This window comes from Rhodoferax mekongensis, from assembly GCF_032191775.1.
Lineage (GTDB): Bacteria > Pseudomonadota > Gammaproteobacteria > Burkholderiales > Burkholderiaceae_C > Allorhodoferax > Allorhodoferax mekongensis.
The window spans coordinates 3,036,655-3,062,650 of sequence record NZ_CP132507.1 but is presented as its reverse complement, the minus strand read 5'-3'; the positions used below and the strand labels follow the sequence as shown (position 1 = coordinate 3,062,650).

Here is a 25,996-nt window from a genome sequence, read left to right as displayed (position 1 = left end):
CGCGCGGCGCTTACAGCAAGCCCCTCTTTGCCAAGTTGCGCATCAATTGTGATGCGCTGAATGTCCAAGGCGGGCACTGGTCGCAGTGCCGCATGCGGTTGCGCAGGGTCCCCAGTTTGGCGCTGTGGATGGTGACCACATCGTCCAACTTGTGGGTAAAGCCGCTGCCCGGGGCATCCCGGTCCTGGACAGGCGCAAACAAAGTGCCCAAGAACAGCATGGCTCCATCCGGGTATTGGTGATGCGGACCTATCAGCTGGGCGGCAAGGTCCAGCGGGTCACGGCTGATGCGTGCCATGGATGAATAGCCATCCATCACAAAACCGTCAGCGCCTTCCACACGCAATGTCAGTTCAGCGCTGCGCACGTCGTTGATGGTGAATTCCTCGTCAAACAAGCGAATGAAGGGCCCTACCGACGCCGAAGCGTTGTTGTCCTTGGCTTTACCCAGTAGAAGTGCTGAGCGGCCTTCCACATCACGCAGGTTCACATCGTTGCCCAGCGTGGCACCCACGACTTCGCCGCGCGAGTTAATAGCGAGCACGACTTCCGGTTCGGGGTTATTCCAGTGCGATGCGGGGTGCAAGCCCGCGTCGTCCCCGCAGCCCACAGCGGCCAGTACCGGAGCTTTCGTGAAAATCTCTGCATCAGGGCCGATGCCGACTTCGAGGTACTGGCTCCAGGCACCTTGTGCAATCAGCACTTGTTTGAGTGCCATGGCCTGCTCAGAGCCTGGTTTGAGTTTGGACAGGTCGTCGCCGATCAGTGACTGGATTTCAGTGCGTATGGCGCTCGCCGCCGCCGGATTGCCTCTGGCTTTCTCTTCAATCACCCGTTCCAGCATGGACGTGGCAAAGGTCACCCCGGCTGCCTTGATGGCTTGCAGATCACAGGGGGCCAACAGCCAAGGCAAGGCAGCGTCCCTGCTGGCAGCGCTGCTGTTGGCCAGCAGGCTTTGCACACTGCAAACAATCTCCCCATGGGCTGCGCGCAGGGCGCGGGCCGGATCGGTGGTTTCGCATACATCACGGGCCGTGGGGAAGCTGATGCTGATGTCGATCACCATGCCATCGCGTACGGTCACCACACTGGGGCCTTGTAGTTCAGGCCGCCAGATACGGCCCAACAGAGTGGCGTGGCCAGCATCGGCCGGCAGGGTGTTGTCAGGAGTGAGTTGCATAGAGGTCTATTGGGTCACGTAGCCCATGGTCTGCGGTAGCCACAGTACGATCTGAGGAAAGCAAGTCATTGCCAGCAGCAGGCAGAGCAGCAAGACCAGGAAGGGCCAGCCTTCCTTCATCATCTCGCCGATAGGAATCCCGGTGAGTGCCTTGGTGACAAACAGCAACATGCCGAAGGGGGGGTGGATCAAGCCGATCATCATGTTCAGGACCACCAGCACACCAAAATGCACCAAGTCTACTCCGAGCAATTTGGCAGCCGGGAGCAGCATGGGCACGAAGACCAAGAGCAAGACGGACACGTCCAAAAAACAGCCCAACACCAGAAACATGACGTTCACCAGCAACAGGAACTGGATTTTGGACAGGTGCATGCTGTCGACCCACATCGCCATGCTTTGGGGCACGCCCTCGGCGGTGAAGGCGTAGTTCAGCATGAAGGAGCCGGCCAAGATCAGCGTGATGACTGCGCTGCCGCGTGCAGACTCCATCACCACACCCCAGAAGCTGCGCCAGGTGAGCGCTCGGAACACCACGGCGGCGAGGATGAGTGCATGCAAGGCAGCCACTGCCGCAGCTTCGGTGGGCGTGAAAGCGCCTGAGTAAATGCCGCCTAGCAGGACGATGGGCATGGACAGCGGCAACGCACCGCGGAAAATGAGCCCGGCCCATTCAGAACGGGGCACCGGTTCGTCACGCGGCATGTTGCGTTTGACCGCGATGATGTGCACCACAAACATCATCAGGCCAGCCATCAGAAAGCCGGGCACTACACCGCCCAAAAACAAGGCGCCGACCGAAGCACCGGACACCAGCGCATAAATCACCATGGGGATCGAGGGCGGGATGATGGGCCCCAGTGTTGCGCTGGCCACCACGACGGCACCGGCAAACCCGCGGGTGTATTCCGGCTTTTTGAGCATCTGGCGGATGGTGACCAGACCGGGACCGGCAGCATCTGCAATCGCACTTCCGCTCATACCTGAAAAGATCACGCTCACCAGAATGTCGACTTGTGCCAAGCCTCCCCGCATACGGCCAACCAGGATGCGGCAAAAGTCAAAAATGCGCTCGCTCACGGTGCCGGCATTCATGATGTTGGCGGCGAATACAAAAAGCGGTACCGCCAGGAGCACGTAGCTGTTGTACAGGCCGTTGCCCACTTGCTCGGCTACCAGACCTACGTCCTGGCCCTTGGCCAGGAGGTAGCCGATGCCCGCAGCCAGCATCGAAAAGCCGATGGGCATACGCAAGAGCAAGCCGGCGAGAAGAACCGCTACCAAAATCCAGAGTCCCAATGTCATATGCGCAGCTCCGCTTCCAACCCGATGCCGCGCACCGCGTTCCCGATGGCCCATGCACTGCGGATGACCAAAGCGATCAGCAGGAATACAAAGGGCATAAAAATCCACATGAAAGAAACGCCCAAAACCGGCGAGCCTTCGCGCGCCATGAAGTGCACATAGTCCCAGCTGGCAGGGATGGCCGCAGCAGATAGGCCGCCAATCAGCAGGCTGCCTGCAATGCGCATGACCTGGCGGCTACGGTAGTTGACGCTGTTCCACAGCAAATCAAACACTACATGTTCGCGCTCGGGCACCACGGCCGCGGCACCCCAAAGAATCACCCACACATACAGAATCACCGCGGCTTCATCGGTCCACGGCAAGGGCTTGTTGAAACCGAAACGCGCCGTGATCTGGATGATGAAAACGATGAACAGGGTCAGGAAAAGGCCGCCGCCCAAGAGGTTGGCGGCCTGTTGCAAGCGTCGCAACATGGTTCAGTCGTCGCTCAATTGCTTCATTATTTGGTCGCGTTGATGCGATCGAGCAAGCCCTTGGGCCACACTTTGGCGTAGTCAGACGCTTGGTAAGTGGCTTGGACGGACTTGCGGAATGCATCCACATCAGGGGTTGATACCTGCAGGCCTTCCTTCTTGAAGAATTCGACGAGCTGGCCTTCTTCCTTGATGCGGTTCTCGTTGTTGTAGGCAGCTGCAGCTTGAGCGGCTGCTGTCACCTTTTGCTTTTGCGCGGGCGAGAGTGCATTGAAGCTCTTGTTGGAGATGGCGATAAAGATGCCGTCTACCAGGTGGCTGGTCAACACGATTTGTTTGGTGACTTCGTAAAACTTGGCAGCGCGTACCGAGGGCAGGGGATTGTCCTGTCCGTCGATGGTGCCGGTCTTGAGCCCCATGTACACCTCGCCGAATGCCAGCGGTGTGGCGGTGGCACCCAGTGCTTCGCCCAGGAACAACCACTCTTTGGAGCCGGGCATGCGCAGTTTCACACCTTTCAGGTCTGCAGGTGTTTTGACCGGCTTGGCTTCGCGCAGATTGACCTGACGGGTGCCCAAATAGACGGTGGCCAGCGGTGTGACTTCCATTTTTTCAGACACAGCCTTGAACAACTCCGCACCAATGGGGCCGTTGAAAATCTTTTGTTGCTGGTCCGGGTCGCGCACCACGTAGCCGGCGGTGAAGATGGAGAACTCGGGAAAGAGCTTGGCAATGTCAAAGGCCGAAATGCTGGACAGCTCCAGGTTGCCGCGGGCCATGGCGGCAGGCTCGGTGCCTTGCTTGAACAGGGTGGCGTTCAGGTTGATCTGGACATCAAACTCGCCGGGGGCCGTTTTCTCCAGTTGTTCCTTGAAGACAGTCCACATCTTGGCGTGCCAGTCGTCGGGCACTGCGGGGGTGGAGATGCGCAGCACGGTCTTGGTCTGTGCCATGGCCGGCAATGCGGGCAGCGCAGCAGCGCCCATTGCGGCAGCGGCGCCCAGCAGGGTGCGGCGATTCAGTCGGGTAGTGGTCATGGTGTTGTCTCCTCGTGTTGTTGGTGTTTACAGGTGGCTCAATGCGGCACCCAGTGCACGATAACCGTTGCGAACGGTTTGTAACTCGGTGTTATCCAAGGGGCTCAAAGGGGCGCGCATGGTCAGCCACGCATCGTCGCCGGACTGCTCTGCAAGCATGGCCTTGTAGACGCCCACAAAGGGCATGCCGGGCTTGACGGATAGCAGCTTGAGCAAATCAAGAATGAGTTGCTCATCCGTCTGGCTGACCTTGTCGGGTGCGCTCATCACCCGCTTCATCAGGCGCGGCGCAATGTTGGACAGGCCATTGATGGAGCCCGAGCCACCTTGGCACATGACCGGTGCCACATGGGGCTCGGCCCCAACCAGAATGGATAACTCCGGGAAAGCACGGGCTAATGCGAGTGAGTGCTCCAGGTCTCCACTGCTGTCCTTTACCCCCATCACCTGTGCGGGGTGGCGACGCACCAGTTCTGCAATGGCTGCGTGCGAGAAGCCGAAGGTGCTCATGAAGGGGAAATGGTAGAGCAGCAACTTCAAGCCATCGTCGCCTATGCCACGCACCACCTGAGACACCGCCTCGATGATGCCGGCGTCCTTTGGTTTATTGAAAAAAAAGGGCGGCATCAGCATCTGACGGTGCACGCCCAAGCCGCTGGCGTGACGGCCCAGTTCGATGGCATCGCCCAGTGCCAACGCAGTGGTGGTCACAATGATCTGGTCGGGACGGATGCCATGGGCCAACATGGCTTCCAGCAGGCCTTTGCGCTCAGCCATCGTGAATGCCGGGCCCTCGCCCGTCGTACCGAAAAGGGTCACGCCATCGCAACCTGCCTCGAGCATGCGTTGTGCATGGGCCAAGGCACGTGGGGTATCTAGCGTGCCGTCGGCGGTGACGGGCAGCAAAAGCGCGGGCCAAAGGCCGTGGATATCGGGGTTCAAACGTGTCTCCTGGTGTTGTCGGTGGGAAGCGGGTCGAAGTAGGGGGTGGAGCTGACGCCCCATTCATTGCGCACTTGCTCCAGCGGGGCATGCATGACCCGGTTGCGGGCGCTACTAATGTGTTCCTCCAACAGGGTGGCGGCTTTGGCGCCATCCCGCGCCCGTAGCGCTTCGATAAAGCGCAAGTGCTCCTGCATGGCTGGAATGAGGCGGCCCGGGGTGATCACGCTTTGTTCGAGCTTGATCAGTCGCACCCGCAAGCTGTTGACCCGGTACTGGTCGGAAATGATGTCATTGCCCAGTGCGTCCACCATGCGGTCATGCAGGCCCCAGTCCAACGCTTGGGCTTCGTCCAGCAGGGTGGCGTCTTGCAAGGCATCGGGCGCCGCGGCACGGGCCAATATCCGGTGGTGGCTGGCTTCAATGGCTTCCAGTTCGGCATCGGTCGCGGTGTGCACAAAGTGCAGCAGCGCCTCGCGTTCGATCATGGAGCGCACCTGAAACGCATTGCGGATCAGTCGCAGGTCCACATGGGCAATCTGCAGCCCGCGTTGCGGCACGGTTTTGACAAGGCCAGCAGCTTCCAGGCGGGGAATCATCTCGCGCACCGCGCCCAAGGGCATATCCAGCAAGGTCATCAATTCGCGTTGCGACACAAACTGCCCGGCACGGATGGTCCCCTCAAACACCTGTCGCGTGAAACCTTGGTAAGCCTTGGCACGCTGGCTCAGCGAGTCGTCGACAGGGCTGTTTACCACTTGATTCATAGCTGACATGTTAGTTGTGGGCCAGTCGGAGTCCTATCGGTATAAACCCGTGACCAATACAACGCATCCGGAGTGGCGGGTCTATCTGCGGGGGCGGCGATAATAGTGGGTTCTATTGATCCACCACTCGAAGAAATTCCGTCATGACCCAGCCCGTAATGAGTGTTGCCGACATTCGTAAATCCTTCCTCGACTTCTTTGCCTCCAAGGGGCATACCGTCGTGGCGTCCAGTCCGCTGGTACCGGGCAATGACCCTACCCTGATGTTCACCAACTCGGGCATGGTGCAGTTCAAGGATGTGTTTCTGGGCACCGACAAGCGCAATTACGTGCGCGCCGCTTCTGTGCAGGCCTGCCTGCGTGCCGGTGGCAAGCACAACGATCTGGAAAACGTGGGCTACACCGCGCGCCACCACACCTTCTTCGAGATGCTGGGCAACTGGAGCTTTGGCGACTACTTCAAAAAGGAAAGCCTGAACTGGGCGTGGGAACTGCTGACCACCGTCTACAAGTTGCCCGCGGAAAAGTTGTACGCCACCGTCTACTTGGAAGACGACGAGGCCTACGCCATTTGGGAAGACATTTTCGTCAAGGCCGGCTGGACCCCTGAGCGCGTTAAGCAAGAGGGACGCATCATCCGCATCGGCGATAACAAGGGTGGCCGCTACAAGAGCGATAACTTCTGGATGATGGCTGACACCGGCCCTTGCGGCCCCTGCTCGGAAATCTTCTACGACCACGGCGCCCACATCCCAGGCGGCCCCCCCGGCAGCCCTGACGAAGACGGCGACCGCTTCATCGAGATCTGGAACAACGTGTTCATGCAGTTCAACATGGACGAGACCGGCGCGGTGACCCCGCTGCCTGCGCCCTGCGTGGACACCGGCATGGGCCTGGAGCGCCTGGCTGCCATCCTGCAGCACGTGCACAGCAACTATGAAATCGACTTGTTCGACACCCTGATCAAAGCCGCTGCCCGCGAAACCGGCTGCACGGACCTGAGCAACAAATCCCTGCGCGTGATTGCCGACCACATCCGCGCCACTGCGTTCCTGGTGAGTGACGGTGTGATCCCGAGCAACGAAGGTCGGGGCTACGTGCAGCGCCGCATCGTGCGCCGCGCCATCCGCCACGGCTACAAGCTGGGCCAGAAGACCCCGTTCTTCCACAAGCTGGTCAAAGACTTGGTGCAGGTCATGGGCGCGGCCTACCCCAACATGGCATCGCAAGAGGCCCGCATCACCGAAGTGCTGCGCGTCGAAGAAGAGCGCTTTTTTGAGACCCTGGCCACCGGCATGCAGATCCTGGACGAAGCCTTGACTGGCGGCGTGAAAGTGCTGCCCGGTGAGGTGGCCTTCAAGTTGCACGACACCTATGGTTTCCCGCTCGATTTGTCGGCCGACGTGTGCCGCGAAAACGGTGTTGAAGTGGACAGCGCCGGTTTTGCCGCCGCCATGGAGCAGCAAAAGGCCAAGGGCCGTGCAGCGGGCAAGTTCAAGATGGACAAGGCGCTGGAGTACACCGGCGCAGGCAACACTTTTGTAGGTTACGAGCATCTGACCCAAGCTGCAAAAATCGTAGCGCTCTACGCAGACGGTACGGCGGTTAGCGAGCTGAAGGCCGGTCAAGACGGCGTGCTGGTGCTGGACACCACACCGTTCTACGCAGAGAGCGGCGGCCAGGTGGGCGATGAGGGCGCGGTGTTCTCGGATGCTGGCTTGTTTGAAGTGGGCGATACCCAGAAAATCAAGGCCGATGTGTTCGGCCACCATGGCACGCTGAAGACCGGCGTTTTGCGCGTGGGCGATGCCGTGACTGCTCATGTGGACGCCGCCAAGCGCGCCGCCACGGTGCGCAACCACAGCGCCACCCACCTGATGCACAAAGCCCTGCGTGAAGTGCTGGGCGAGCATGTGCAGCAAAAGGGTTCGCTGGTGAATGCCGAGCGCACCCGTTTTGACTTTGCACACAACGCGCCTGTGACGGCCGAGCAAATTCGCCAGATTGAAGCGAAAGTGAACGCCGAAGTGCTGGCCAATGCCGCAGCACAAGCGCGCGTGATGGACATTGAGTCTGCCCAGAAGACCGGCGCCATGATGTTGTTCGGAGAGAAATACGGTGAAACCGTGCGCGTGCTCGACATCGGCTCCAGCCGCGAGCTCTGCGGCGGCACCCACGTTCATGCCACTGGAGACATCGGCTTGTTCAAGGTGGTGGGCGAAGGCGGTGTGGCCGCTGGTGTGCGCCGCATTGAGGCAGTGACAGGTGCCAACGCACTGCACTATCTGCAAGACCTGGAAGACACGGTGGGCGCCGCTGCGGCAACGCTCAAGACACCCGTGGCTGAGTTGGGCAACCGCCTGGGCCAGATGGTGGACCAGGTCAAGGCGCTGGAGAAAGAAGTTGCAGCACTCAAGGGCAAGTTGGCTTCCGCACAGGGCGACGAGCTGGTGAGCAGCGCGGTAGACGTGAACGGCGTGAAGGTGCTGGCCGCCAAGCTCGAAGGCGCGGACGCCAAGACCTTGCGCGACACCATGGACAAGCTCAAGGACAAGCTCAAGACTGCTGTCATCGTGCTGGGCGCTGTCGATGGCGACAAGGTGCAGATCGCAGCCGGCGTGACCAATGACACGACTGCCAAGGTCAAAGCCGGTGAATTGGCCAATTTTGTCGCAAGTCAAGTAGGTGGCAAGGGCGGCGGCAAGGCCGACATTGCCATGGCCGGTGGCACCGAGCCTGCCAAGCTGGCCGGCGCGCTGGCCAGTGTGCAAGCCTGGGTAAGTGCCAAGCTGTGATGGCAGAGCGTTAACCGCATAATTGCTATCAATACAGGAGCTGCTCGCGCACATTTCATGGGCGTCAGCGGCTCTTTTTATGCCCAAATCAATTTGGAGTCGACGTCACGCACTGGCTGCTCTCGCGGCGTGGTGGATGCCCGCAGCCCAAGCTGCCGCAGAATCCTCCAGCCCAGGCTTTGACCTCCAGCCGTGGCCGCGCGGTCGCGCGGCGCCAGCGTTTCCCGCGACCGATATGACCGGCCAAGCGGTGTCGCTTCAGGCGTTGCGGGGCAAAGTGGTGTTGGTCAACTTCTGGGCCAGTTGGTGCGAACCCTGCCGGGCCGAAATGCCCTCGCTCCAGGCGTTGGCCGAGCGCGAGAAAGCGCAATTGGTTGTGTTGACCATCAACCTCAAGGAAAGCCCGGAGGCTATAGCGCGCTTTGTGCAGTCCACCGTTCTGACCTTGCCCGTACTGCGCGACCCGCTAGGCGACACTGCGCGCGCTTGGGGCATCAAGATTTACCCATCCACGGTGTTGGTGGACCCCGCAGGCCAAGTCCGCAGTGTGGTGCGAGGGGCGCTGGATTGGGCGGGTGCCGAAGGCGAGACCCTGTGGCGCCCCTTGTTGAGAGCAGAGCCTCAGCGCACTCCCAAGCGCTGAACCAGAGCTTGTACTTCGGCGTCCCGCACAGTAGGCGCCCCATCGGCCGCACTGGATTGAATCAGGCGGCGCAGCGTCTCCAAGTGGGGCGTCACGGTGCCAAAAAAGGTAGCGCGTTCACCTTGGGCAATCAAGAGGGTGGGGAAGTTTTCCACCTCAATCGGGTCCACCAGATCGGCCTCATCTTCCACATCCACCCACTGCATGCGCGCGCCGGGGAACTCCGCTTGCAGCGCGGTGAACAGGGGCTGGTAGTCCTTGCAGGTGCCGCACCATTGGGCACACAGACAGGCAACCAGCAGCGGAGCGGTGGCGGATTCAGCGGAAGCGGACAGGTGCGGGCTCATGACTCAAATCAATATCGATATAACGGGCTTCAGGGGTATGAAGTTTTACAATATAGGGTTTCGCCCTAGGCCTTTGTGGCCTGAGTGGTGCTCCACAGTTTGACCCTCAAGCAAGGCCCCCATGAGTGCATTTCTGGAAGAAACAGTTTTAAGCGTACACCACTGGACAGACCGTTTGTTCAGCTTCACCACCACGCGTGACCCTGCGCTGCGCTTTTCCAACGGTCACTTCACCATGATCGGCTTGATGCAAGACAACGGCAAGCCGCTGCTGCGCGCGTATTCCATCGTCAGCGCCAACTACGAAGAACACCTCGAATTCTTGAGCATCAAGGTGCAGGACGGTCCTTTGACTTCCAAGCTCCAGCACATCAAGGTGGGCGACAAGATTGTGGTGGGCCGCAAGCCCACCGGCACCTTGCTGATTGATTACCTCTTGCCCGGCAAAAACCTGTACCTCTTGGGCAGCGGCACCGGCTTGGCGCCGTTCTTGAGCGTGGCGCGGGACCCCGAGACGTACGAAAAGTACGAAAAAGTCATCGTGGTCCACGGCGTGCGCGAGGTGAATGAACTGGCGTACTACGACTATTTCAAGAACGAGTTGCCCAAGCACGAATTCCTGGGTGAGATGGTCACGAACCAGATGCTGTACTACCCCACGGTGACCCGCGAGGCGTTTGAGCATCAGGGCCGTATCACCACCTTGATCGAGTCCGGCAAGCTGCCTGAAGACTTGGGCCTGCCCCCGCTGGACCCGGCCACCGACCGCATCATGATCTGCGGCAGCCCCGGTCTGAACAAAGACATGCGCGAAATTCTGGACGCCAAGGGCTTCAAGGAAGGCAACACCACCACACCCGGCGACTACGTGGTGGAGCGCGCATTTGTAGAGCAATAAATGCAGGGGCTCTCAAGAGCCGCCTCGTCATGGAAAGGCCTGCTTGCAGGCCTTTTTTTATGCCTGCCGGGTGTGACTGGCCCGGTGCCGCTGCACCTCGGGTGAGCGTAGGGCGCGGTGTTTGGTAACCCGTCCTGCCATGCGTTTGCGCCACATACGGAAAGAGCTGGCCTTCATGTGTGAACGCATCAGCGCGATGACACCGGATTCATTCAAGCCGAATTGCATTTCGATGGATTCAAATGGCGTACGGTCTTCCCAGGCCATTTCGACAATGCGCGACACATCGGCGTCTGTGAGCGTCATGCAGCCATGCTCCCGGCCAACATGCACAGCGCCGCTACCACCGTGAGGTGCAAGCGCATGCCCAGCCAATCGCCCAAGCCGTAGGCCGGGTAGCTGCGCCGGTCTACCGCCAGGCATATGCCCAGCAACAGCGCCATGGTCACCAGTCCTTGGGAAAGGGGCAGCAGCAAAGCGACCCAAGCCACCAGACTGGGAAACACGCCCCACACAAAGGGCCCGGGTTGAGGTGTGAGTGGCCCGCGCATTGCCAGGCCCCAGTGGATAGCGCCCAGAAAACTCGCGATAGTGGCGCCATAGGCCAACAAGGCAAAGGCCGCCTGCGCACGATGCGCGGCCGGAGCCAACCATGCCGCTGCAGCCAGCGCCACAAACGGGATCAGTCCGGCGTATCCCAGTCGGGCGGCCCATCGGGGCAGGGGAGTACCTGTGGGGGACGATGTGAGTGGGGTACTCATGGTGCGTCGCCCGCCGCGTCTTCTGTATCGACCGGTTGGGCCGTCATGGTTTTGTCAATTTCGGGCGTCGGGCGGCACATCATGGTGCCGTTCCATTGCTGGCCGCACCAGCACAGGCCTTCCGCGTTGATGATGCAGGTGCCGGTACCGCAGCAGCGTTCGTCTTCTTCCATGGGGCGTCCTGAATATCCGTGTGAAACAAAGGCGCTTGCCGCTGTGGCAGCATCCGTTGCCCAGATTTTGATGGAATCAGCTCCGCCCGTGTGCACGCGGGCCTTTTTCCTGACTACAGAAAGCCAGTTCACCATGCCCGCACTCAATGTTTTAGGCACTGCTTTGCAGGCCTGCTCGTATGATCCGCTCACCGGCTATTTCCGTGACGGGTGCTGCAATACCGATGCGCATGACCACGGCACCCACGTGGTGTGCGCCAAGGTGACGGCGGACTTTCTCGCCTATTCGCTGCAGCGTGGAAATGACCTCGTTACCCCTCGGCCGGAGTATCGCTTTGTGGGTCTTCGCCCCGGTGATCGCTGGTGTCTCTGTGTGAACCGTTGGCTGGAGGCCTTGCAGGCCGGCGTGGCGCCGCCGGTGCACCTGGAGGCCACGCACGCCAAGGCGCTGGAGCGGGTGAGCCTGGAGCAGCTGAAGGAATACGCCTTGTAAAGCCCTGCGCCACCGCACGGCAAGGCTTGCGTGCCGGTGCATACTGCCACATGAAAAACAAACTTCTATTGCTGTGCTTGGGTGCATTGTGGGCGACTTGCTCCGCCTGGGTCTATGCGGAACAGCCAGCCTTGCAGACCATCGCGACGCTGGACGTGCAGCGCTACATGGGTACTTGGTACGAGATTGCCAAGTACCCCAACAGCTTCCAAAAAAAGTGCGCTCGCAATACCCGTGCGGAATACCAGGCCCTGCCAGACGGTACGGTGCAAGTGCTCAACCGCTGCATCATGGCGGATGGACAAAGCACCGAGGCGCTGGGTGCCGCCCGACAAATCGGCCCCGCCACCTCACCCAAACTGCAGGTGCGTTTTGCGCCAGCATGGTTGTCGTTTTTGCCGATGGTGTGGGGGAACTACTGGGTCATCGATCTGGACCCGCAGTACCAGCTGGTCGCCGTCAGCGAGCCGCAGCGCGAGTATTTGTGGGTTCTGTCGCGCACCCCCAAAGTTGAATCAGTGGCTTACCAAGCCTTGCTCGCACGCCTGGCCCAGCAAGGTTTCGATGTGAAGCGTTTGGAACCCAGCCCGCAGGAGTGAGCATGATCGATGGACTGATTGCAGGGCACTTGGTGGGCTTGGCAGAAACCCGTCAGGGCAAAAACGGCAGCAGCTTCGCGCTGGCCAAAGTCAAAGCCACCGCAGGCGATGGCGAAAACTTGATCGTGAACGTGATTGCCTTCGCCGCTGAGGCCAGCGCCGCGTTGATGGCCTTGGACGATGGCGATGCTGTCGCATTGGCAGGGGCACTGACACCCAAGGTTTGGACCGATAAACAAGGCAATACGCGACCCGCACTGGACATGGTGGCCACGCAGGTGCTTACCTCCTACCACGCGGTACGTAAACAGCACGCGGTTGCCGCACCGGAGATAGGTGCGCGGTGATACAGGCTTTTAAATAGAAGTCCGCGTTCCCAACTTGTAAGCAGGCAAACCTGCCAACATCCGCTTTCCGTAGCCGGTTTGCGTGAGCCGCTTGTCATAGCAGATGACTTGTGCGCGATCTTCCTCCGTGCGGATGGCGCGGCCCGTCCATTGCAGCAGTTTCACGCCGGTGGCGGGGATGACCAGTTCGTTGAACGGATCGCGGCCTACGCTGCGCAGCCACTCGGCACGCGCCTCGTCCACCGGGTCACTAGGCGGTGCGAAAGGGAGCTTCGCGATGAACACTGTTTCGCATAGCGCGCCGGGCAAATCCAGTCCTTCGCCAAAGCTCTGCAGGCCGAACAGCACCGAGGGTAAACCGCTCTCCACCCGTTCGGCGTGTGCAGCCAGCAGCCGCGTGCGGGACTGCGTGCCTTGCACCAGCACCATGTCCATCATGTGGCCGGGCACAGCCTCGGTGGCAGTGCGCATCTGGGCGCGGCTGGTGAAGAGCACCAGCGCGCCACGCTTGACTTGCTCGATGTCTTGCATGAGCGCGCGCACCATTTCAGCGGTGTAGGCATCTGCGTGCTTGGGATCTGTCTGGGTTTGTACCACCGTCAGGCTGCCCTGTTTGGCGTAGTTAAAGGGACTGGCCACTTCCAAGGCGGTCACGTAGTCCTTGTTGGCAAGTCCTGCCTCTTTCAAAAAGTAGTCAAAGCTGCCGCAGCTGGTGAGCGAGGCGCTGGTGACGATGGCGCCGCGCACCTGGCTCCACAAAAACTGGCGTAGCAAGTCGCCGGGCACGATGGGGCAGGCATGGGCGGTCATGGTCAGATAGCCGCTCTCACTCTCGGCTTGCATCCACTTGGCCAGTGGCTGGTCACCGTGTTCCAGCAACAGGTTCGCCGTGCTCACCAGGCTGCCCAGGCGCGGCGCAATGCCGCCCAGCTGGGCATAAAGCTGCGCGCACAGCACCGCCTGGCTGGGGTCGTCTTTGGCGATGGCTTTCACGTCGACGCCCAGTGCTTCCAGCGCTTTGGAGAGGCCGGTGGCCTGTGCTTGAATCTGACGCACCGGCTCGTGCAGCGCTTCGGGCAGCACCCCATGGGCAAAGCGCAGCGTGCCGTCTTTTCCGCTGCCGTGGGCGTCCTGGCCGGTGTGGGCCCACACCAAGTCCATGGCCATGCGGGCCACGGAGGTGAGGGCGCCCTTGAGCTGGCTGGTCACTGTCTGCACGTCTTCGCCCAAGTGCAGGGCCAATTTGCCGGCGACCTCGGTCATCGTTTTGGGCAACTTGTCGAGCCAGCGCAGGTTGGACAGGTCCATGGCGCTGGAGAACTGGTCGAGCGCGACGGCTGGCAGGTGGTGGCCTTCGTCAAACACCACCAGGCAGTTGTCCAGGTCGGGCAGGGTTTTCATGCCCAAGGACGCCAACACCAGGTCGTGATTGGCCACGATGACATTGGCCTCCGCCAGCTTGGTGCGCGCGTTGTAGTAGCTGCACTCTTTGTAGCGCGGGCAATGGCGCGCGGTGCAAGTGTGGCGCTCGGCGGCCACGGCTGACCAGTCGCGTGGGTCCGGCGTGTCGGCCAGGTTGTCGCGGTCGCCGTCCCAACTGGCCACAGCCAGCTTGTGGGCCATGCCCTCATACAGGGCTTGGCGGCGTTCTTCAATGGCCTCTTGCGAGAGGGCGCTCACCTTGGGCTGTGGCAAGTCATCGTCAAACAAATCGTCTTCGGCCGCGCCGCTGCCCACCAGCCGCTCCAACTTCACCTTGCACACATAACGCCCGCGGCCCTTGGCCAGTGCGTAGGCAAAGGGCTGGTCCATGCTGCGTGCCAAGGCGGGCAGGTCTTTGGTCATCAGTTGCTCTTGCAAGGCCACGGTGGCGGTGCTGATGATCACGCGCGTCTTGCGCTCCAGCGCCATGGCAATCGCGGTGCTGGCATAGGCCGCACTTTTACCCACACCAGTACCGGCCTGGATGACCGCAATGGCTTTGGTGGGGTTGGGGTGCTCGCCGATGTCGGCCTGCGCCAGGGTGGCGGCCACGGCCTCGGCCATCTGGTGCTGACCGGCGCGACGCCTGAAGCCGCTGGTGCTGCCCACCACCTGCTCAAAGGCACGCAGGGCGTGCTGTGCCAGGGCGGCGTTGGCAGGGGGCAGGGAGGAAAAATCGGAGCTCAATGGGATGACGGCCAGGTGCCGTTGCAGGGTCGGGAAAGAGGGGGAGGGGTGAATATACAGGCAGCAAGGGATAATCGCGCCTTCGCCGTTGTTCAGCCGCCGCCTCTTTGCGCACTTCACGGCCAGATCATTCTCCCGGGGATTTCAGCATGACACATCAAAGCCAGACTGCCGCAGGCAAGCAAAACCCGGCCGCACGCCGCCAATTTATGAAGAATTCGGCTGTAGCGCTCGCCGGATGTGCGCTGCCTGCTATCAATTTTGCACAAACTGCTCCGGCAGTAGACCGTCAGTTCAGCCCCAAACCTGCCGAATGGCGCACCTTTGAGGTGACCACGCGGGTCGATATTGCCAAGCCCCAAGGCGCTACCCGCTTGTGGTTGCCCGTGCCCTCCATCAACAGCGAGTGGCAGCAATCGCTGGAGAGCAGCTACTCCAGCAACGGCAGCGCCCGCATGGAAGACGACAACGCCACCGGTGCCCGCATGCTGTTTGTGGACTTTGCCGCCGACCAGGCCAAGCCCTTTGTGGAGCTGACCAGCCGCATTCGCACCCGAAGCCGCGCCCAGGACTGGAGCCTGAAGACCGCCGTGGCCGAAGATGCCGCCACCCTGAAGTACTGGACCCAGCCTACTGATTTGTTGCCGCTGGACGGCATCGTGCGCACCACCGCGCAGGAAGCTACCCGCGGCGCAAAGACCGATGTAGAGAAAGTGCAAAAGATTTACGACTGGATCGTGACCAACACTTACCGCGAGCCCAAGGTACGCGGATGTGGTGAGGGCGACATCAAGACCATGCTGGAGACCAACAATCTCGGCGGCAAGTGCGCCGATTTGAATGCTTTGTTTGTAGGTTTGTGCCGCGCAGCCGGCGTGCCTGCGCGCGATGTATATGGTTTGCGCGTGGCACCCAGCGCTTTCGGCTACCGCGAGCTGGGTGGCAACTCTGCCAGCCTCAAAGGCGCACAGCACTGCCGTGCCGAGGTTTACCTCAAAGGCTATGGCTGGGTAGGCATGGACCCCGCCGACGTGGCCAAGGTCATGCGCCAGGAAACGCCGGAATGGATCAAGTCCGCCAGCAACCCGCTGGTGGCTCCGGTCAACAAGGGCTTGTTCGGCGGCTGGGAAGGCAACTGGATGGCCTACAACGTGGCCCACGACGTGGTGCTGCCCCAATCCAAGGGCCCCAAGCTCGGCTTCCTGATGTATCCGGTGGCAGAAACTGCGACAGGACGTCTGGACTCGTATGCGCCGGACGACTTCAAGTACCAGATCAGTGCCAAGGAACTGACAGCTTGAGCCTGCAGCGCGCTTGCCCATGACGATTCCCCGCGCGCTGCTGGAGTTCGGCGACCCGTACCACGCAGGCCAGCCCCCGGTGCGTCTCGCCTTTGGTGAGCCGAAGCAGGTGCTGGTAGCCCGCACGCTAGCCGAGGTGCGGCCCGTCCTGGAGCAGGTGGATGCACTGAGCCGTCAAGGTTTGTGGTGCGTGGGCTATGTGCGCTACGAGGCGGCACCGGCTTTTGATGCGGCGCTACAAGTCCATGCGGCCGAAGGCCCGTTGGCGTGGTTCGGTGTGCACGCGCAGCCCTTGGCGGATGCCGATGTGCAGCAGCCCACAGGGCTGGAGCCGCATGTGCCTTGGACCCCGCGCATCAGTCGCGAGGCGTTTGACGCCAACATGGCGCGCATCCACGAGGCCATTGCAGCTGGTGACTTTTACCAGTTGAACTACACCGCGCAGTTGGAGGCACCGTTTCCAGCTGCGCCTTCATCAAACTCGGCAGAGAGTGCCTGGGCCTACTTTGCGGCGCTGCGGCGGTCACAGCCGCGAGCCTATGGCGCCTTCATCGATACCGGTGACGAACAGGTGTTGTCGGTGTCGCCGGAGCTGTTTTTCGACTGGGATGGTCAGCGCATTTTGAGCCGCCCCATGAAGGGCACAGCCGCCCGAGGCGCAACCCCGGAGGAAGACGCGGCCAACGCCGAGCGCTTGCGCAGCACTCCCAAAGAGCTGGCCGAGAACGTGATGATTGTGGATTTGATCCGCAACGACCTCTCCCGTGTGGCGCAGCCTTTCAGTGTCAAGGTGCCGCGCCTGTTTCATCTGGAGGCGCTGCCCACGGTGTGGCAGATGACCTCGGACGTGGTCGCCACCACCCGCGAAGGCACCCGCCTGTGGGACTTGTTTGCAGCGCTGTTTCCCTGTGGCTCGGTGACTGGTGCGCCCAAGGTACAGGCCATGCGCCAGATCAGGGCACTGGAGCCGGATGCGCGCGGGGTGTATTGCGGCGCGGTGGGCGTGGTGCGCCCGGGTGGCCATACGACCTTCAATGTGCCCATTCGTACCGTCACAGTGCGTGGCGGCGAGGCGCGTTGCGGTATTGGTAGTGGCATTACTTTTGACGCGCAAGCCGAGGGCGAATGGCAGGAATGGCGCAGCAAGCGCATGTTTCTGGAGCGGGCCAGCCAGCCCTTTGAGTTGCTGGAAACCATGGCACTCCGCGATGGCGTAGTGCTCAACCAGGCCTTGCATTTGCGACGCATGGCAGAGGCGGCAGCCCACTTTGGCTTTGTGTGGAATGAGGGGCAGGTCCTGCAGGCCGTGGCTGGGGTGGTGCAATCACATCCCGCTGGCGCGTGGCGTGTGCGCGTGCTCTTGCGGCCGGATGGTCAATGCACGGCCCAAGCGTTTGCGCTGGCAGATACACCCGTGCCGGTGATGCTGCAACTGGCCGATCGTCCGTTGGAGGAGGCGCATGGCGAGTTCGTGCGTTTCAAGACTACCCGCCGCGCCCATTACGACGCCTTCACGCCGAGCGACCCGGCAGTTTTTGACACCATTCTCTTCAACTCGCAGGGCGAAGTGACCGAGTGCACGCGCGGCAACATTGCTTTCCTGCTTGACGGGCAGTGGGTCACGCCACCCTTGTCCTGCGGCATGTTGCCCGGCGTGGGCCGCGAGGTGCTGCTGGCACAGGGACGATTGAAAGAGCAGGTGGTGCGGGTGGAGCAGCTGCCGCAAGTGCAGGGCATGGCTTTCATCAACAGCCTGCGGGGCTGGCTGGATGCGCAACTGGTTTGACCTGAAAGCATTGGGGCGACTGGCAGTCTGTGCCAGCCTTGCGCTTTTCGCGATGTTGGGCCCCGTGGCGGCGCAAAGCGTTTCGCCTGCCAAACCGGTGTGGATTAGCGTGCCAAGGGTGGGTGGGCATTTAGGCGCCGCAGACATCGGGCTGGTCATCAACATCAACGACCCCTACTCCGTGGCCGTGGGTGAGCACTATGCCCGTCAGCGCGGCATACCCGCTGAGCAAGTGCTGCGTCTGGCCATGCCGGTGAAAGCCTCGCTGAATGTTGCCGAGTTTGAAGCGCTTGCTCTGGAAATCAAATCCGCAATGGTGCCTAAGGTGCAGGCCTTGGCGCTGGCCTGGACGCAGCCGTATGCCGTGGAGTGCAACTCCATCACGTCCGCGTTGACGCTGGGCTTCGTGCCTGAGCTTTGCAGTCAGACCTGTGCGCCCAGTCCCCCGTCGGTCCTGTTCAACCAAGCCAGCGTCCGGCCGTTTACTGATTTTGGGGTGCGCCCCAGCATATTGCTGGCTGGCAAAACCGTGGCGAGTGGGATAGCGCTGATCGATCGCGGCGTGGCCTCTGATCGGCAACTGGGCAAGCGGGGCGTGCCGCCTGCCAGCATGGTGTTCCTGCGCACGGCGGATGCTGCGCGCGGCGTGGTATCCGCCCATGCCATCCATGGGTCAGCCGGACCCCATGCTGCCGCTGGGGGCACAGCTCAGGGTGCAGCCCGACAAGGGGGAGCTGCCGGGCCGCTTGGTGATCCTCCAGACCGGTGCAGTGCGGGTGGAAAACCCTGCCAACATTGACTGGCTGCCCGGTGCCCTGGCAGACCACCTGACATCGTTCGGTGGCCAGCTCTCCAACACATCCGGGCAGATGACGGCGCTGGAATGGCTGGAAGCTGGCGCCACTGCCAGCTACGGCACGGTGAGCGAACCCTGCAACCATTGGCAGAAGTTTCCCCACCCCCAAGTGTTGCTGTTGAATTATTTGCAAGGCGCCACTGCCTTGGAGGCCTATTGGCGCAGTGTGGCGTGGCCGGCGCAAGGGGTGTTGGTCGGTGAACCTCTGGCCGCACCTTTCGGGCGATAAGCCAATCCCGAGTTGGCTGCTCGGTAGACTGTGCCACTTATGCCGTTTGATGTTTCCATGTCTCCCCCTCCCGCACTGACAGACCTGATGCGCGCGCCCGCACGTGAGGCTCCGGTGACGGCGGGTCTCATGGTGCTGAATGTGATGGTCTTTCTGGCGATCGCGTTGGCTGGAGGCGGCTGGTGGCATGCAGTCAACGGGGTGCAGTTGGATTGGGGCGCGAATTTCGCCCCTGCTACCCAAGATGGTCAATGGTGGCGTCTGTTGAGTGCCATGTTCATCCACTTCGGTGTGTGGCACTTGGCGGTGAACATGTGGGCGCTGTGGGACATCGGTCGCTTGCTGGAGACTTTGTTGGGGCGCTGGCGCTTCGCCGCGCTCTACCTGGGCGCCGGGGTATGCGGAAATCTGCTGTCCTTGGTGGTGCAGGGCAATCGCGCAGTGTCCGGAGGTGCGTCGGGCGCGGTGTTCGGCCTCTATGGGGCTTTGCTGGTGTTTTTGTGGGTCGAGCGTAAACAGGTAGAGGCGGGCGAGTTCCGTTGGCTGTTCGGGGGCGCTCTCGGTTTCTCGGTGCTGATGTTGGCTCTGGGGTGGTTCATGCCCGGTATTGACAATGCAGCCCACGGCGGGGGACTGGTGGCGGGGGCGTTGTGGGCAGGTTTGTTATTGCAGCCCTGGACATCAGGCAGCCCTGCAGTCGGGCTCCGACCTTGCTTGTCGGCGATCGCATTGATCGGCGCTATCGCTTTGCTATGTGTGGTGTTGCCAGAGCCCGTCTACCGATTGGGCGAAGAAATCAAAGCGCGCCAGAGTGTTCAACGTTTTCTTTCGGACGACGAGCGAATCCATGAGCGTTGGACATCGCTTCTGAATGATGTTCATAACCGTCGAGCATCGTTTGAGTCAGTGGCGGGGCAGTTAGAGGCCGAAGTCGTCAAACCTTATGAGAACAGCTTTGAATACCTGATGCAGGCTTCGCCCCAGGGTCTGGCGCCCTCAGCAGGTAACCTTGCTGCCATGCAAGCGTACGCGGCCAGCCGTGCGAAAGAGGCCAAACGGCAATCCGCGGAATTGCGACGAGGGCAACTGCCCGCAGTCACGGCGGACAAGTCGGGCGCCGAAGAGCGGCCTTGAGGGCGGTTGGCGATTACAGCCCTGCTTTGCTATCAAAAATATAGCGTTTTGCGCAGTAAGTTCGGGCGCTAGCCGCTGATATGTTGCACAGTCTGCAAGGGCAGCAAACTTCTGCGACTCTCAAACACGCGTGCCACCCCGGTCAGCGGATCGGTGAATGCCAGTCTTTTGGCCAGCAGTTGCAGCGGGCGGCTGTAGACATTGGTGCCTTCCGGAGTCAGCTCCGGGTAAATGCCGTCAAACAAGATGGGCAAACCCAGTGCATGCATGTGTACCCGCAGCTGGTGGCGCTGGCCGGTCAACGGGCGCAGCGCGTACCGGGCCCAATCGCCCGCTACTTCCAGTGGCTCGATGTCGGTGATGGCATTCACCTCGCCCGGTACTTCGGTTTGTTGCATGAAGTGCTCTGCGTCGCCAATCCGGCTTTCACGGTGCAGCGGCCAGACCAGGCCCGGCTTCCAAGGGGCTATGCATTCGTAGGATTTGCTCACGCGCCGTTCGCGGAACAGGGCCTGGTAGGCATTTCGGCCAACGGGTTGCACGCTGAACAGCACCAATCCTGCGGTGTCTTTGTCGATACGGTGGACGGGTGAGAGGTCCGGCAGGTTCAAACGCAGCTGCAGGCGGGCGAGCAGGGTCTCGCGCACATGTTTGCCACTGGGCACCACGGGCAGAAAGTGCGGCTTGTCCACCACCAGCAGATGTTCGTCTTGCCAGATCACTTCCTCCTGAAAGGGGATAGAGGGTTCATCCGGCACTGCGCGGAAGTAGTACAGACGCCGCCCCGCCGTGGCCGCGTCAGTGGGGCGGGCTGCTTGGTTGTCAGCGTCAATGATGTCTTCAGACGCAAACCGCTTTTGCCACGTGCTCGCCGGCACGGAGGGAAAGCGCTGGCAGAAAAAATCGAGCAGATCCTTCCAAGGCCCTGGCGTTACGACGACGCAGCTGGGGCGCACCCCGTGGCGTGCCGCAGGTGCAAGGGGCCGGATGCGCGCCATGGCGAGGGCCTGCTATGTAAAAGTCCCGCGCAGGCCCAAGCGCTTAGACGCGCTCGAACACCACGTCCCACACCCCGTGGCCCAGCTTGATGCCGCGATTTTCAAACTTGGTCAGCGGGCGGTAGTGCGGTTTGGGTGCATAGCCGGCCAGTTCGGGGTGATTGGGCAGTGCGCGGTTCTTGAGCTTGGGTTCTGCACTCAGCACTTCCAGAATTTGTTCCGCATAAGGCTGCCAGTCGGTGGCGGCATGCAGGTAGCCCCCCGGCTTGAGGCGGGCTGCCAACTTGGCCACCAAAGGCGACTGGATCAGACGGCGCTTGTTGTGCTTGGTCTTGTGCCAGGGGTCGGGGAAGAAGATGTGCACACCGTCCAGGCTGGCCAGCGGGAGCATGTGATCAATGACTTCCACCGCGTCGTGGTTGCAGATACGGATGTTGGGGATGTTGTGTTCGCCGATGCGCTTGAGCAAAGCGCCCACGCCGGGCTCATGCACCTCACAGCACAAAAAGTTGGTGCCCGGCAGGGTCAGGGCAATTTGCGCTGTGGCTTCGCCCATGCCGAAGCCGATTTCCAATACGACCGGGCGTTTGGCATCGTTTGGGGCTTCAGCACCCGCTGCACCTGCGAAGACCGCTTCGAAATTGATAGCAGATGGCTGGTAGGGCACCAGAAACTGGGGGCCCAACTCCGCCATGGCGCGCTCCTGCCCGCTGCCCATGCGCCCGGCGCGCTTCACAAAACTCTTGATGGTCCGCATGAAGGGCTTGGCTGCTTCCTCGGGCAAGGAGGGTGCATCGGAGGTGTCGGGAGAAGCGGAATGGGGGTTCGTCATGGCGGCGGGCTGGAAGGGGAAGCAGGGCCTGCATTGTAGGCAGTCTGGTTGGCGGCCTAACGATTTTTCAAAACACTGAATTTATTTCATTGTGAAAAATGTTTTTAACAAAATTATGTTCAATATCACTAATATGATATATTGTGTTTTTGTGTGTTTGCGCACAGAGGCGCACTATTGCAGTGGTCTTCCAACTTGTCAGGGTTCACACTGAAGGGATTTTGGATGTTCAAGTCATTACGCTGGGTCATGGCCCTTCTGGGCACGATTGGTGTGGCAGCTGCCCTCGCAGTGGCGGCCGAGGGGTATCACTTCATCAACAAGCTGGACGACTCGGCCAACAAGGTCTACGTGGCCAAGGATGTGGTGGCCGACATCCTTCCGCCTCCCATGTACCTGATCGAGATGCGCTTGGTGCTCTCGATGATGATGGACGGGAGCCTGAATGCGGCGGATGGCAAAAAGCGTTTTGACGAGCTGGCCGCCGAATACGCCCAGCGCGTCGACTACTGGACAAAAAACCCGCCTTTTGGGCTGGAGGCCAAATTGCTGGGTGCCCAGCACACGGCAGCCAAAGCCTTTATTGCCGCGGCGCGCAGCCAGATTGTGGAGCCGGTGGTCGCCGGCCAGATGGATGCCGCCAAGGCTAACCTCGCCGCGGTGCATGGCCTTTACATCGAACACCGCGCCGGCGTGGATGCCACGGTGACGGAAGGCAATGCATTCGCCGCAGCCACGATGAAAGACTTTGACGACACCCATAGTTTCAGTACCGGAGCCATGCTGGTTACGGCTTTGGTTGCCGGTGCGACTGTCTTTGTGGTGTACCGCGTGGTGTTGGCCAGCATCCAGAAGCCGGTGCGTGGCAGTACGCAGGCAGCCAAATTGATCGCTGCGGGAGATCTGGCAACGCATGTGGCATTGGATGAGGGCCGCACGGACAGCTTGGGCGCTTTGCAGGATGCTCTCCAGACCATGCGCACGGGTTTGAACCGTACCGTGTCTACGGTGCGTAGTGTGGCTGACAATGTTGCGAACGCCAGCTCTGAAATTGCACAGGGCAACCACGACCTGTCTGCCCGGACAGAAAGCCAGGCGAGTGCCCTGCAGGAAACTGCGGCCTCCATGGAAGAGCTGACCGCGGCCGTGAACCAGAACGCCGAGTCTGCCGCGCAAGCCAACATCCTTGCCAAACAAGCGGCTGATGTTGCTCAGCGGGGCGGCGCTGCCGTGGAGCAGGTGGTGGAGACCATGCGTGGCATCAACGAATCATCCCTTCAGATTGCGGGCATTGTCAGCGTGATCGAAGGCATTGCCTTCCAGACCAACATTCTGGCCCTGAACGCGGCGGTGGAAGCGGCGAGAGCCGGTGAACAAGGCCGTGGTTTTGCTGTGGTGGCGTCTGAAGTGCGCTCGCTGGCCGGACGCAGTGCGGAAGCGGCCAAAGAGATCAAGGCTTTGATCGGGGCCAGCGTGGAGCGCGTAGCCCATGGTTCTGCCCTGGCAGACAACGCCGGCGCCACCATGGCGGACATGCTGCAAGCAACCCAGCGTGTGAGCAACATCCTGGCGGAGATCAGCTCTGCCAGCCAGGAACAATCCAGTGGTATTTCGCAGGTGGGCGACGCTGTAATGCAAATGGACCAGGTCACCCAACAGAACGCCGCACTGGTGGAAGAAATCGCCGCCGCTGCCAGCAGCCTCAAGATGCAGGCAGCCGAGCTGGTGCGTCAGATGGCGCAGTTCACCGTGGAAGACGAAAAGCGAGGAACTTTGCTGTTGGCGTGATTGGCTTTGTGATCCCGCTCAGGGAAAGCGCAGGCGCCACTCGCCTGTCCAGTGAAGCAGGGCTGCGCGGACACCTCCGGTCTGGGGTTGCAGCCCCAAGGCGGTCGCAGCGCGGTTGAGCGCGGCCAGCGGGTCTGAGAGGTCCAGTGCGGCAGCGCCGTTTTGCTTGCTCAGTTTTTCGCCATTGGGGCCCAGCTCCAAGGGCGTGTGCAGGTACTGCACGGGTGGTAGCCCCAGCGCCGCCTGCAGCGCCAGCTGGCGCACCGTGTTGTCCGCCAGGTCTGCCCCCCGCACGATGTGGGTGATGCCTTGTGCCGCATCGTCTACTACCACCGCCAGCTGGTAGGCCCAGAGGCCATCTGCCCGCAGCAACACAAAGTCACCCACTTCGCCCGACAAATTCTGAGATTGGAGACCGAGTCGCCGGTCTGTCCATTCCCAGTTCGGGCTTGGAATTGCTATTGTTTCCGTAGCTGCTTGCGCATATTCCTCGGGCGATGGCGCCTTTTTTCGCATGATTTCTGCCAGGTCGGTGCGGAATCGCCATGCACGGCCGGTGCGACCGTGCAGCCCCGCGCGGCAGGTGCCGGGGTAGACCAACTCGCCATGGCGTGACTTGCTTTCCCCCAAGGCTTCCCGAGCCAGCGCAATGTCTTTGCGCGAGCACGCACAGGGGTAGGCCATGCCCTTGACAATCAACCGGTCCAGGGCGTCGCGGTACAGAGGGCAACGCGTGCTCTGCCACACGGGCGTTTCATCGGGCAATAGTCCGCAGGTGGCCAGTTGCTGCAGGATGAATTGGTCTGCACCGGGCACGCAGCGTGGCGTGTCCACATCTTCGATGCGCACCAACCATTGCCCGCCATGGGCGCGGGCGTCCAGCCAGCTGGCCAGTGCAGCAAGCAAAGAGCCCGCATGCAGCGGGCCCGTGGGGGAGGGGGCAAAACGACCTCGGTACATGGGGAAGATATTCTGGCGTGAGCGCCGCCGGGCCGCCCCAAGGCGCGAAGGCCCCCTTGGGGGGCAGCGACCCGCGGAGCGGCGGAGCGTGGGGGCTATATTGCCAGTGCAAGTTCCAGGCCGGAGACAAACGCGTCTTCCACGCGGTGGCCTATGCACCAGTCACCACACACGCCGATGCCGGATTTGCTATCCCACAAAAAGCTCTCGCCCAAGGGCGCTTCGGTTTTGGCATAAAGCCAGCGGTGCACTTGCGCGTGGGCGGGTTCGGCACGGATGCCGGTGATTTCAGCAAAGGCCTTGATCAGCTTGGCCTGAATGCGATCAGGGGTGTCGTTCAAATGCTCCTGGGACCAGGCTGCACTGGCCTGCACTGTCCAGCGCTCGACCTTGCCGCGGCCGGGCTTGCTGGATTCACGTGACAACCAAGCCACGCGGTGGTGGGTGCTGCGTGCGGCGTTCCACTGCGGGCCCAAGGTAGTGAGGCCGGGCTGCACCGCCTGGGGGTAGGCCAGCATCAGGGTCCAGCAGGGAGCGACGGAGACTTTGGAGGTTTTCTTGGCCAGCGCGGCGCCTTTGGGGGTGGTGGCCAGCAGTTCTTGGGCTTGGGGGTGGGGGATGGCGAGAATGACCTCGTCGAAGCCGCCATAAACATGGTTGGTACCCGCATCGCCCGAGGTGCGCAACTGCCATTTCTTTTTGTGCAAGGAATCCTGTTCCAGCGCCGTCACGCGGGTGTTCACTAGGAGTTGGCCTGCATCCAGCAGTGGCTTGGCCCATGCGCGCAACAAGGCGTTCATGCCGGGTACAGGCACCCAGTGCGCATCGCGGCCGGGCAGGGCTGCGGCAGCGACGCGCCCATGCGAGTCCAGCACGCGCACGGTGTTGGCACTCCAGGGGCGGCACAGGCCGGGCGTGGTTTGCAGGGCCTGGGTGAAACGCGCATCCCGCACAGTGAAGTACTGGGCGCCATGGTCAAAGGTGCCGAAGGCGCTTTCCCGCGTCGACATGCGTCCGCCGGGGCCACGGCTTTTTTCAAACACGGTGACGGTATGACCGGCCTGGACCAGTGTGCGCGCACAGGTGATGGCTGCCATGCCGGCGCCCACGATGGCGATGTGTCGGGGTGTTGTCATGGGCGCAATCTCCAGTAGTTGTAATGGTCTCTTTATACACGCAG

Annotated in this window: 27 protein-coding genes; 12 read left to right on the top strand and 15 right to left on the bottom strand. The window is 61.4% G+C overall.

The window, feature by feature from the left end:
* Window positions 1-10 precede the first annotated feature (10 nt).
* The 6 genes from RAN89_RS14600 to RAN89_RS14575 are packed head-to-tail and all read right to left on the bottom strand — an operon-like array spanning window position 11 to window position 5,707.
* Entirely contained in the window at window positions 11-1,180 is a 1,170-nt protein-coding gene (locus RAN89_RS14600; RefSeq protein ID WP_313866982.1) for a fumarylacetoacetate hydrolase family protein, read from the bottom strand.
* A gap of 6 nt (window positions 1,181-1,186) precedes the next feature.
* Window positions 1,187-2,485 carry a TRAP transporter large permease gene (locus tag RAN89_RS14595; protein WP_313866981.1) on the bottom strand — a complete coding sequence of 433 codons (1,299 nt, stop codon included), beginning with the start codon at window positions 2,483-2,485 and terminating at the stop codon, window positions 1,187-1,189.
* Window positions 2,482-2,961: a TRAP transporter small permease gene (locus RAN89_RS14590; RefSeq protein WP_313866980.1), complete on the bottom strand. Its 480-nt coding sequence runs from the start codon at window positions 2,959-2,961 to the stop codon at window positions 2,482-2,484. The genes RAN89_RS14595 and RAN89_RS14590 overlap by 4 nt, the downstream gene beginning before the upstream one ends.
* A gap of 26 nt (window positions 2,962-2,987) precedes the next feature.
* Window positions 2,988-3,998, bottom strand: coding sequence for a sialic acid TRAP transporter substrate-binding protein SiaP (locus RAN89_RS14585; RefSeq protein WP_313866979.1), 1,011 nt, complete (start codon window positions 3,996-3,998; stop codon window positions 2,988-2,990).
* Between the two features lie 27 nt (window positions 3,999-4,025).
* Window positions 4,026-4,940: a dihydrodipicolinate synthase family protein gene (locus RAN89_RS14580; RefSeq protein ID WP_313866978.1), complete on the bottom strand. Its 915-nt coding sequence runs from the start codon at window positions 4,938-4,940 to the stop codon at window positions 4,026-4,028.
* Entirely contained in the window at window positions 4,937-5,707 is a 771-nt protein-coding gene (locus RAN89_RS14575) for a GntR family transcriptional regulator (protein WP_313866977.1), read from the bottom strand. Before RAN89_RS14575 ends, RAN89_RS14580 begins: the two co-directional genes overlap by 4 nt.
* A 143-nt stretch (window positions 5,708-5,850) precedes the next feature.
* On the opposite strand from RAN89_RS14575, the gene alaS reads away from it, so the two are divergent.
* On the top strand, window positions 5,851-8,502 hold the full coding sequence (alaS, locus tag RAN89_RS14570) for an alanine--tRNA ligase (RefSeq protein WP_313866976.1): 2,652 nt from the start codon (window positions 5,851-5,853) through the stop codon (window positions 8,500-8,502).
* A gap of 79 nt (window positions 8,503-8,581) precedes the next feature.
* Window positions 8,582-9,145 (top strand): TlpA family protein disulfide reductase, encoded by a 564-nt coding sequence (locus tag RAN89_RS14565; protein ID WP_313866975.1) that lies wholly within the window; start codon window positions 8,582-8,584, stop codon window positions 9,143-9,145.
* Here RAN89_RS14565 and RAN89_RS14560 read toward each other — a convergent pair.
* Window positions 9,124-9,492 carry a thioredoxin family protein gene (locus tag RAN89_RS14560; RefSeq protein ID WP_313866974.1) on the bottom strand — a complete coding sequence of 123 codons (369 nt, stop codon included), beginning with the start codon at window positions 9,490-9,492 and terminating at the stop codon, window positions 9,124-9,126. The genes RAN89_RS14565 and RAN89_RS14560 overlap by 22 nt on opposite strands.
* Window positions 9,493-9,613: 121 nt before the next feature.
* Between RAN89_RS14560 and RAN89_RS14555 the strand changes: the two genes are divergently transcribed.
* Window positions 9,614-10,390, top strand: coding sequence for a ferredoxin--NADP reductase (locus RAN89_RS14555; RefSeq protein WP_313866973.1), 777 nt, complete (start codon window positions 9,614-9,616; stop codon window positions 10,388-10,390).
* 57 nt (window positions 10,391-10,447) lie between these two features.
* Here RAN89_RS14555 and RAN89_RS14550 read toward each other — a convergent pair whose 3' ends face one another.
* Genes RAN89_RS14550 through RAN89_RS14540 form a run of 3 tightly spaced genes read right to left on the bottom strand, consistent with a single transcriptional unit; the run spans window position 10,448 to window position 11,324 of the window.
* Window positions 10,448-10,696 (bottom strand): TIGR03643 family protein, encoded by a 249-nt coding sequence (locus tag RAN89_RS14550; protein ID WP_087494321.1) that lies wholly within the window; start codon window positions 10,694-10,696, stop codon window positions 10,448-10,450.
* On the bottom strand, window positions 10,693-11,151 hold the full coding sequence (locus RAN89_RS14545; RefSeq protein ID WP_313866972.1) for a DUF3429 domain-containing protein: 459 nt from the start codon (window positions 11,149-11,151) through the stop codon (window positions 10,693-10,695). Before RAN89_RS14545 ends, RAN89_RS14550 begins: the two co-directional genes overlap by 4 nt.
* Complete coding sequence (locus RAN89_RS14540; RefSeq protein ID WP_313866971.1) at window positions 11,148-11,324, bottom strand: hypothetical protein; 177 nt, start codon at window positions 11,322-11,324, stop codon at window positions 11,148-11,150. The genes RAN89_RS14545 and RAN89_RS14540 overlap by 4 nt, the downstream gene beginning before the upstream one ends.
* A gap of 133 nt (window positions 11,325-11,457) precedes the next feature.
* On the opposite strand from RAN89_RS14540, the gene RAN89_RS14535 reads away from it, so the two are divergent.
* The 3 genes from RAN89_RS14535 to RAN89_RS14525 are packed head-to-tail and all read left to right on the top strand — an operon-like array spanning window position 11,458 to window position 12,763.
* Entirely contained in the window at window positions 11,458-11,817 is a 360-nt protein-coding gene (locus RAN89_RS14535; RefSeq protein WP_313866970.1) for a DUF2237 family protein, read from the top strand.
* Between the two features lie 50 nt (window positions 11,818-11,867).
* Window positions 11,868-12,416 carry a lipocalin family protein gene (locus tag RAN89_RS14530; RefSeq protein WP_313866969.1) on the top strand — a complete coding sequence of 183 codons (549 nt, stop codon included), beginning with the start codon at window positions 11,868-11,870 and terminating at the stop codon, window positions 12,414-12,416.
* A gap of 2 nt (window positions 12,417-12,418) precedes the next feature.
* Window positions 12,419-12,763, top strand: coding sequence for a single-stranded DNA-binding protein (locus RAN89_RS14525; protein ID WP_313866968.1), 345 nt, complete (start codon window positions 12,419-12,421; stop codon window positions 12,761-12,763).
* 9 nt (window positions 12,764-12,772) lie between these two features.
* Here RAN89_RS14525 and dinG read toward each other — a convergent pair whose 3' ends face one another.
* On the bottom strand, window positions 12,773-14,932 hold the full coding sequence (gene dinG / locus RAN89_RS14520) for an ATP-dependent DNA helicase DinG (protein ID WP_313866967.1): 2,160 nt from the start codon (window positions 14,930-14,932) through the stop codon (window positions 12,773-12,775).
* A 149-nt stretch (window positions 14,933-15,081) separates the two neighbouring features.
* On the opposite strand from dinG, the gene RAN89_RS14515 reads away from it, so the two are divergent.
* The 5 genes from RAN89_RS14515 to RAN89_RS14495 are packed head-to-tail and all read left to right on the top strand — an operon-like array spanning window position 15,082 to window position 20,238.
* Window positions 15,082-16,233 (top strand): transglutaminase-like domain-containing protein, encoded by a 1,152-nt coding sequence (locus RAN89_RS14515; RefSeq protein WP_313866966.1) that lies wholly within the window; start codon window positions 15,082-15,084, stop codon window positions 16,231-16,233.
* A gap of 19 nt (window positions 16,234-16,252) precedes the next feature.
* Window positions 16,253-18,019 (top strand): aminodeoxychorismate synthase component I, encoded by a 1,767-nt coding sequence (gene pabB / locus RAN89_RS14510; RefSeq protein WP_313866965.1) that lies wholly within the window; start codon window positions 16,253-16,255, stop codon window positions 18,017-18,019.
* On the top strand, window positions 18,003-18,818 hold the full coding sequence (locus RAN89_RS14505) for a TIGR03790 family protein (protein WP_313866964.1): 816 nt from the start codon (window positions 18,003-18,005) through the stop codon (window positions 18,816-18,818). The genes pabB and RAN89_RS14505 overlap by 17 nt, the downstream gene beginning before the upstream one ends.
* Window positions 18,796-19,104, top strand: a complete 309-nt coding sequence (locus RAN89_RS14500; protein WP_313866963.1) for a TIGR03790 family protein — start codon at window positions 18,796-18,798, stop codon at window positions 19,102-19,104. The genes RAN89_RS14505 and RAN89_RS14500 overlap by 23 nt, the downstream gene beginning before the upstream one ends.
* A 57-nt stretch (window positions 19,105-19,161) precedes the next feature.
* Window positions 19,162-20,238: a rhomboid family intramembrane serine protease gene (locus tag RAN89_RS14495; protein ID WP_313866962.1), complete on the top strand. Its 1,077-nt coding sequence runs from the start codon at window positions 19,162-19,164 to the stop codon at window positions 20,236-20,238.
* 68 nt (window positions 20,239-20,306) lie between these two features.
* On the opposite strand, the gene RAN89_RS14490 is transcribed toward RAN89_RS14495, so the two are convergent.
* Both RAN89_RS14490 and trmB read right to left on the bottom strand, forming a co-directional pair.
* Entirely contained in the window at window positions 20,307-21,236 is a 930-nt protein-coding gene (locus RAN89_RS14490) for a pseudouridine synthase (protein WP_313866961.1), read from the bottom strand.
* 43 nt (window positions 21,237-21,279) lie between these two features.
* On the bottom strand, window positions 21,280-22,068 hold the full coding sequence (gene trmB, locus RAN89_RS14485) for a tRNA (guanosine(46)-N7)-methyltransferase TrmB (RefSeq protein WP_313866960.1): 789 nt from the start codon (window positions 22,066-22,068) through the stop codon (window positions 21,280-21,282).
* Between the two features lie 225 nt (window positions 22,069-22,293).
* Here trmB and RAN89_RS14480 point away from each other — a divergent pair, with 225 nt between their 5' ends.
* Window positions 22,294-23,856 carry a methyl-accepting chemotaxis protein gene (locus RAN89_RS14480; protein ID WP_313866959.1) on the top strand — a complete coding sequence of 521 codons (1,563 nt, stop codon included), beginning with the start codon at window positions 22,294-22,296 and terminating at the stop codon, window positions 23,854-23,856.
* Window positions 23,857-23,874: 18 nt separating this feature from the next.
* Here RAN89_RS14480 and gluQRS read toward each other — a convergent pair whose 3' ends face one another.
* Window positions 23,875-24,816, bottom strand: coding sequence for a tRNA glutamyl-Q(34) synthetase GluQRS (gene gluQRS, locus RAN89_RS14475; RefSeq protein ID WP_313866958.1), 942 nt, complete (start codon window positions 24,814-24,816; stop codon window positions 23,875-23,877).
* A 95-nt stretch (window positions 24,817-24,911) separates the two neighbouring features.
* The gene (locus RAN89_RS14470; RefSeq protein WP_313866957.1) at window positions 24,912-25,952 is read right to left on the bottom strand and encodes an NAD(P)/FAD-dependent oxidoreductase; all 1,041 of its coding nucleotides are present in this window, start codon (window positions 25,950-25,952) and stop codon (window positions 24,912-24,914) included.
* Between the last annotated feature and the right edge of the window lie 44 nt (window positions 25,953-25,996).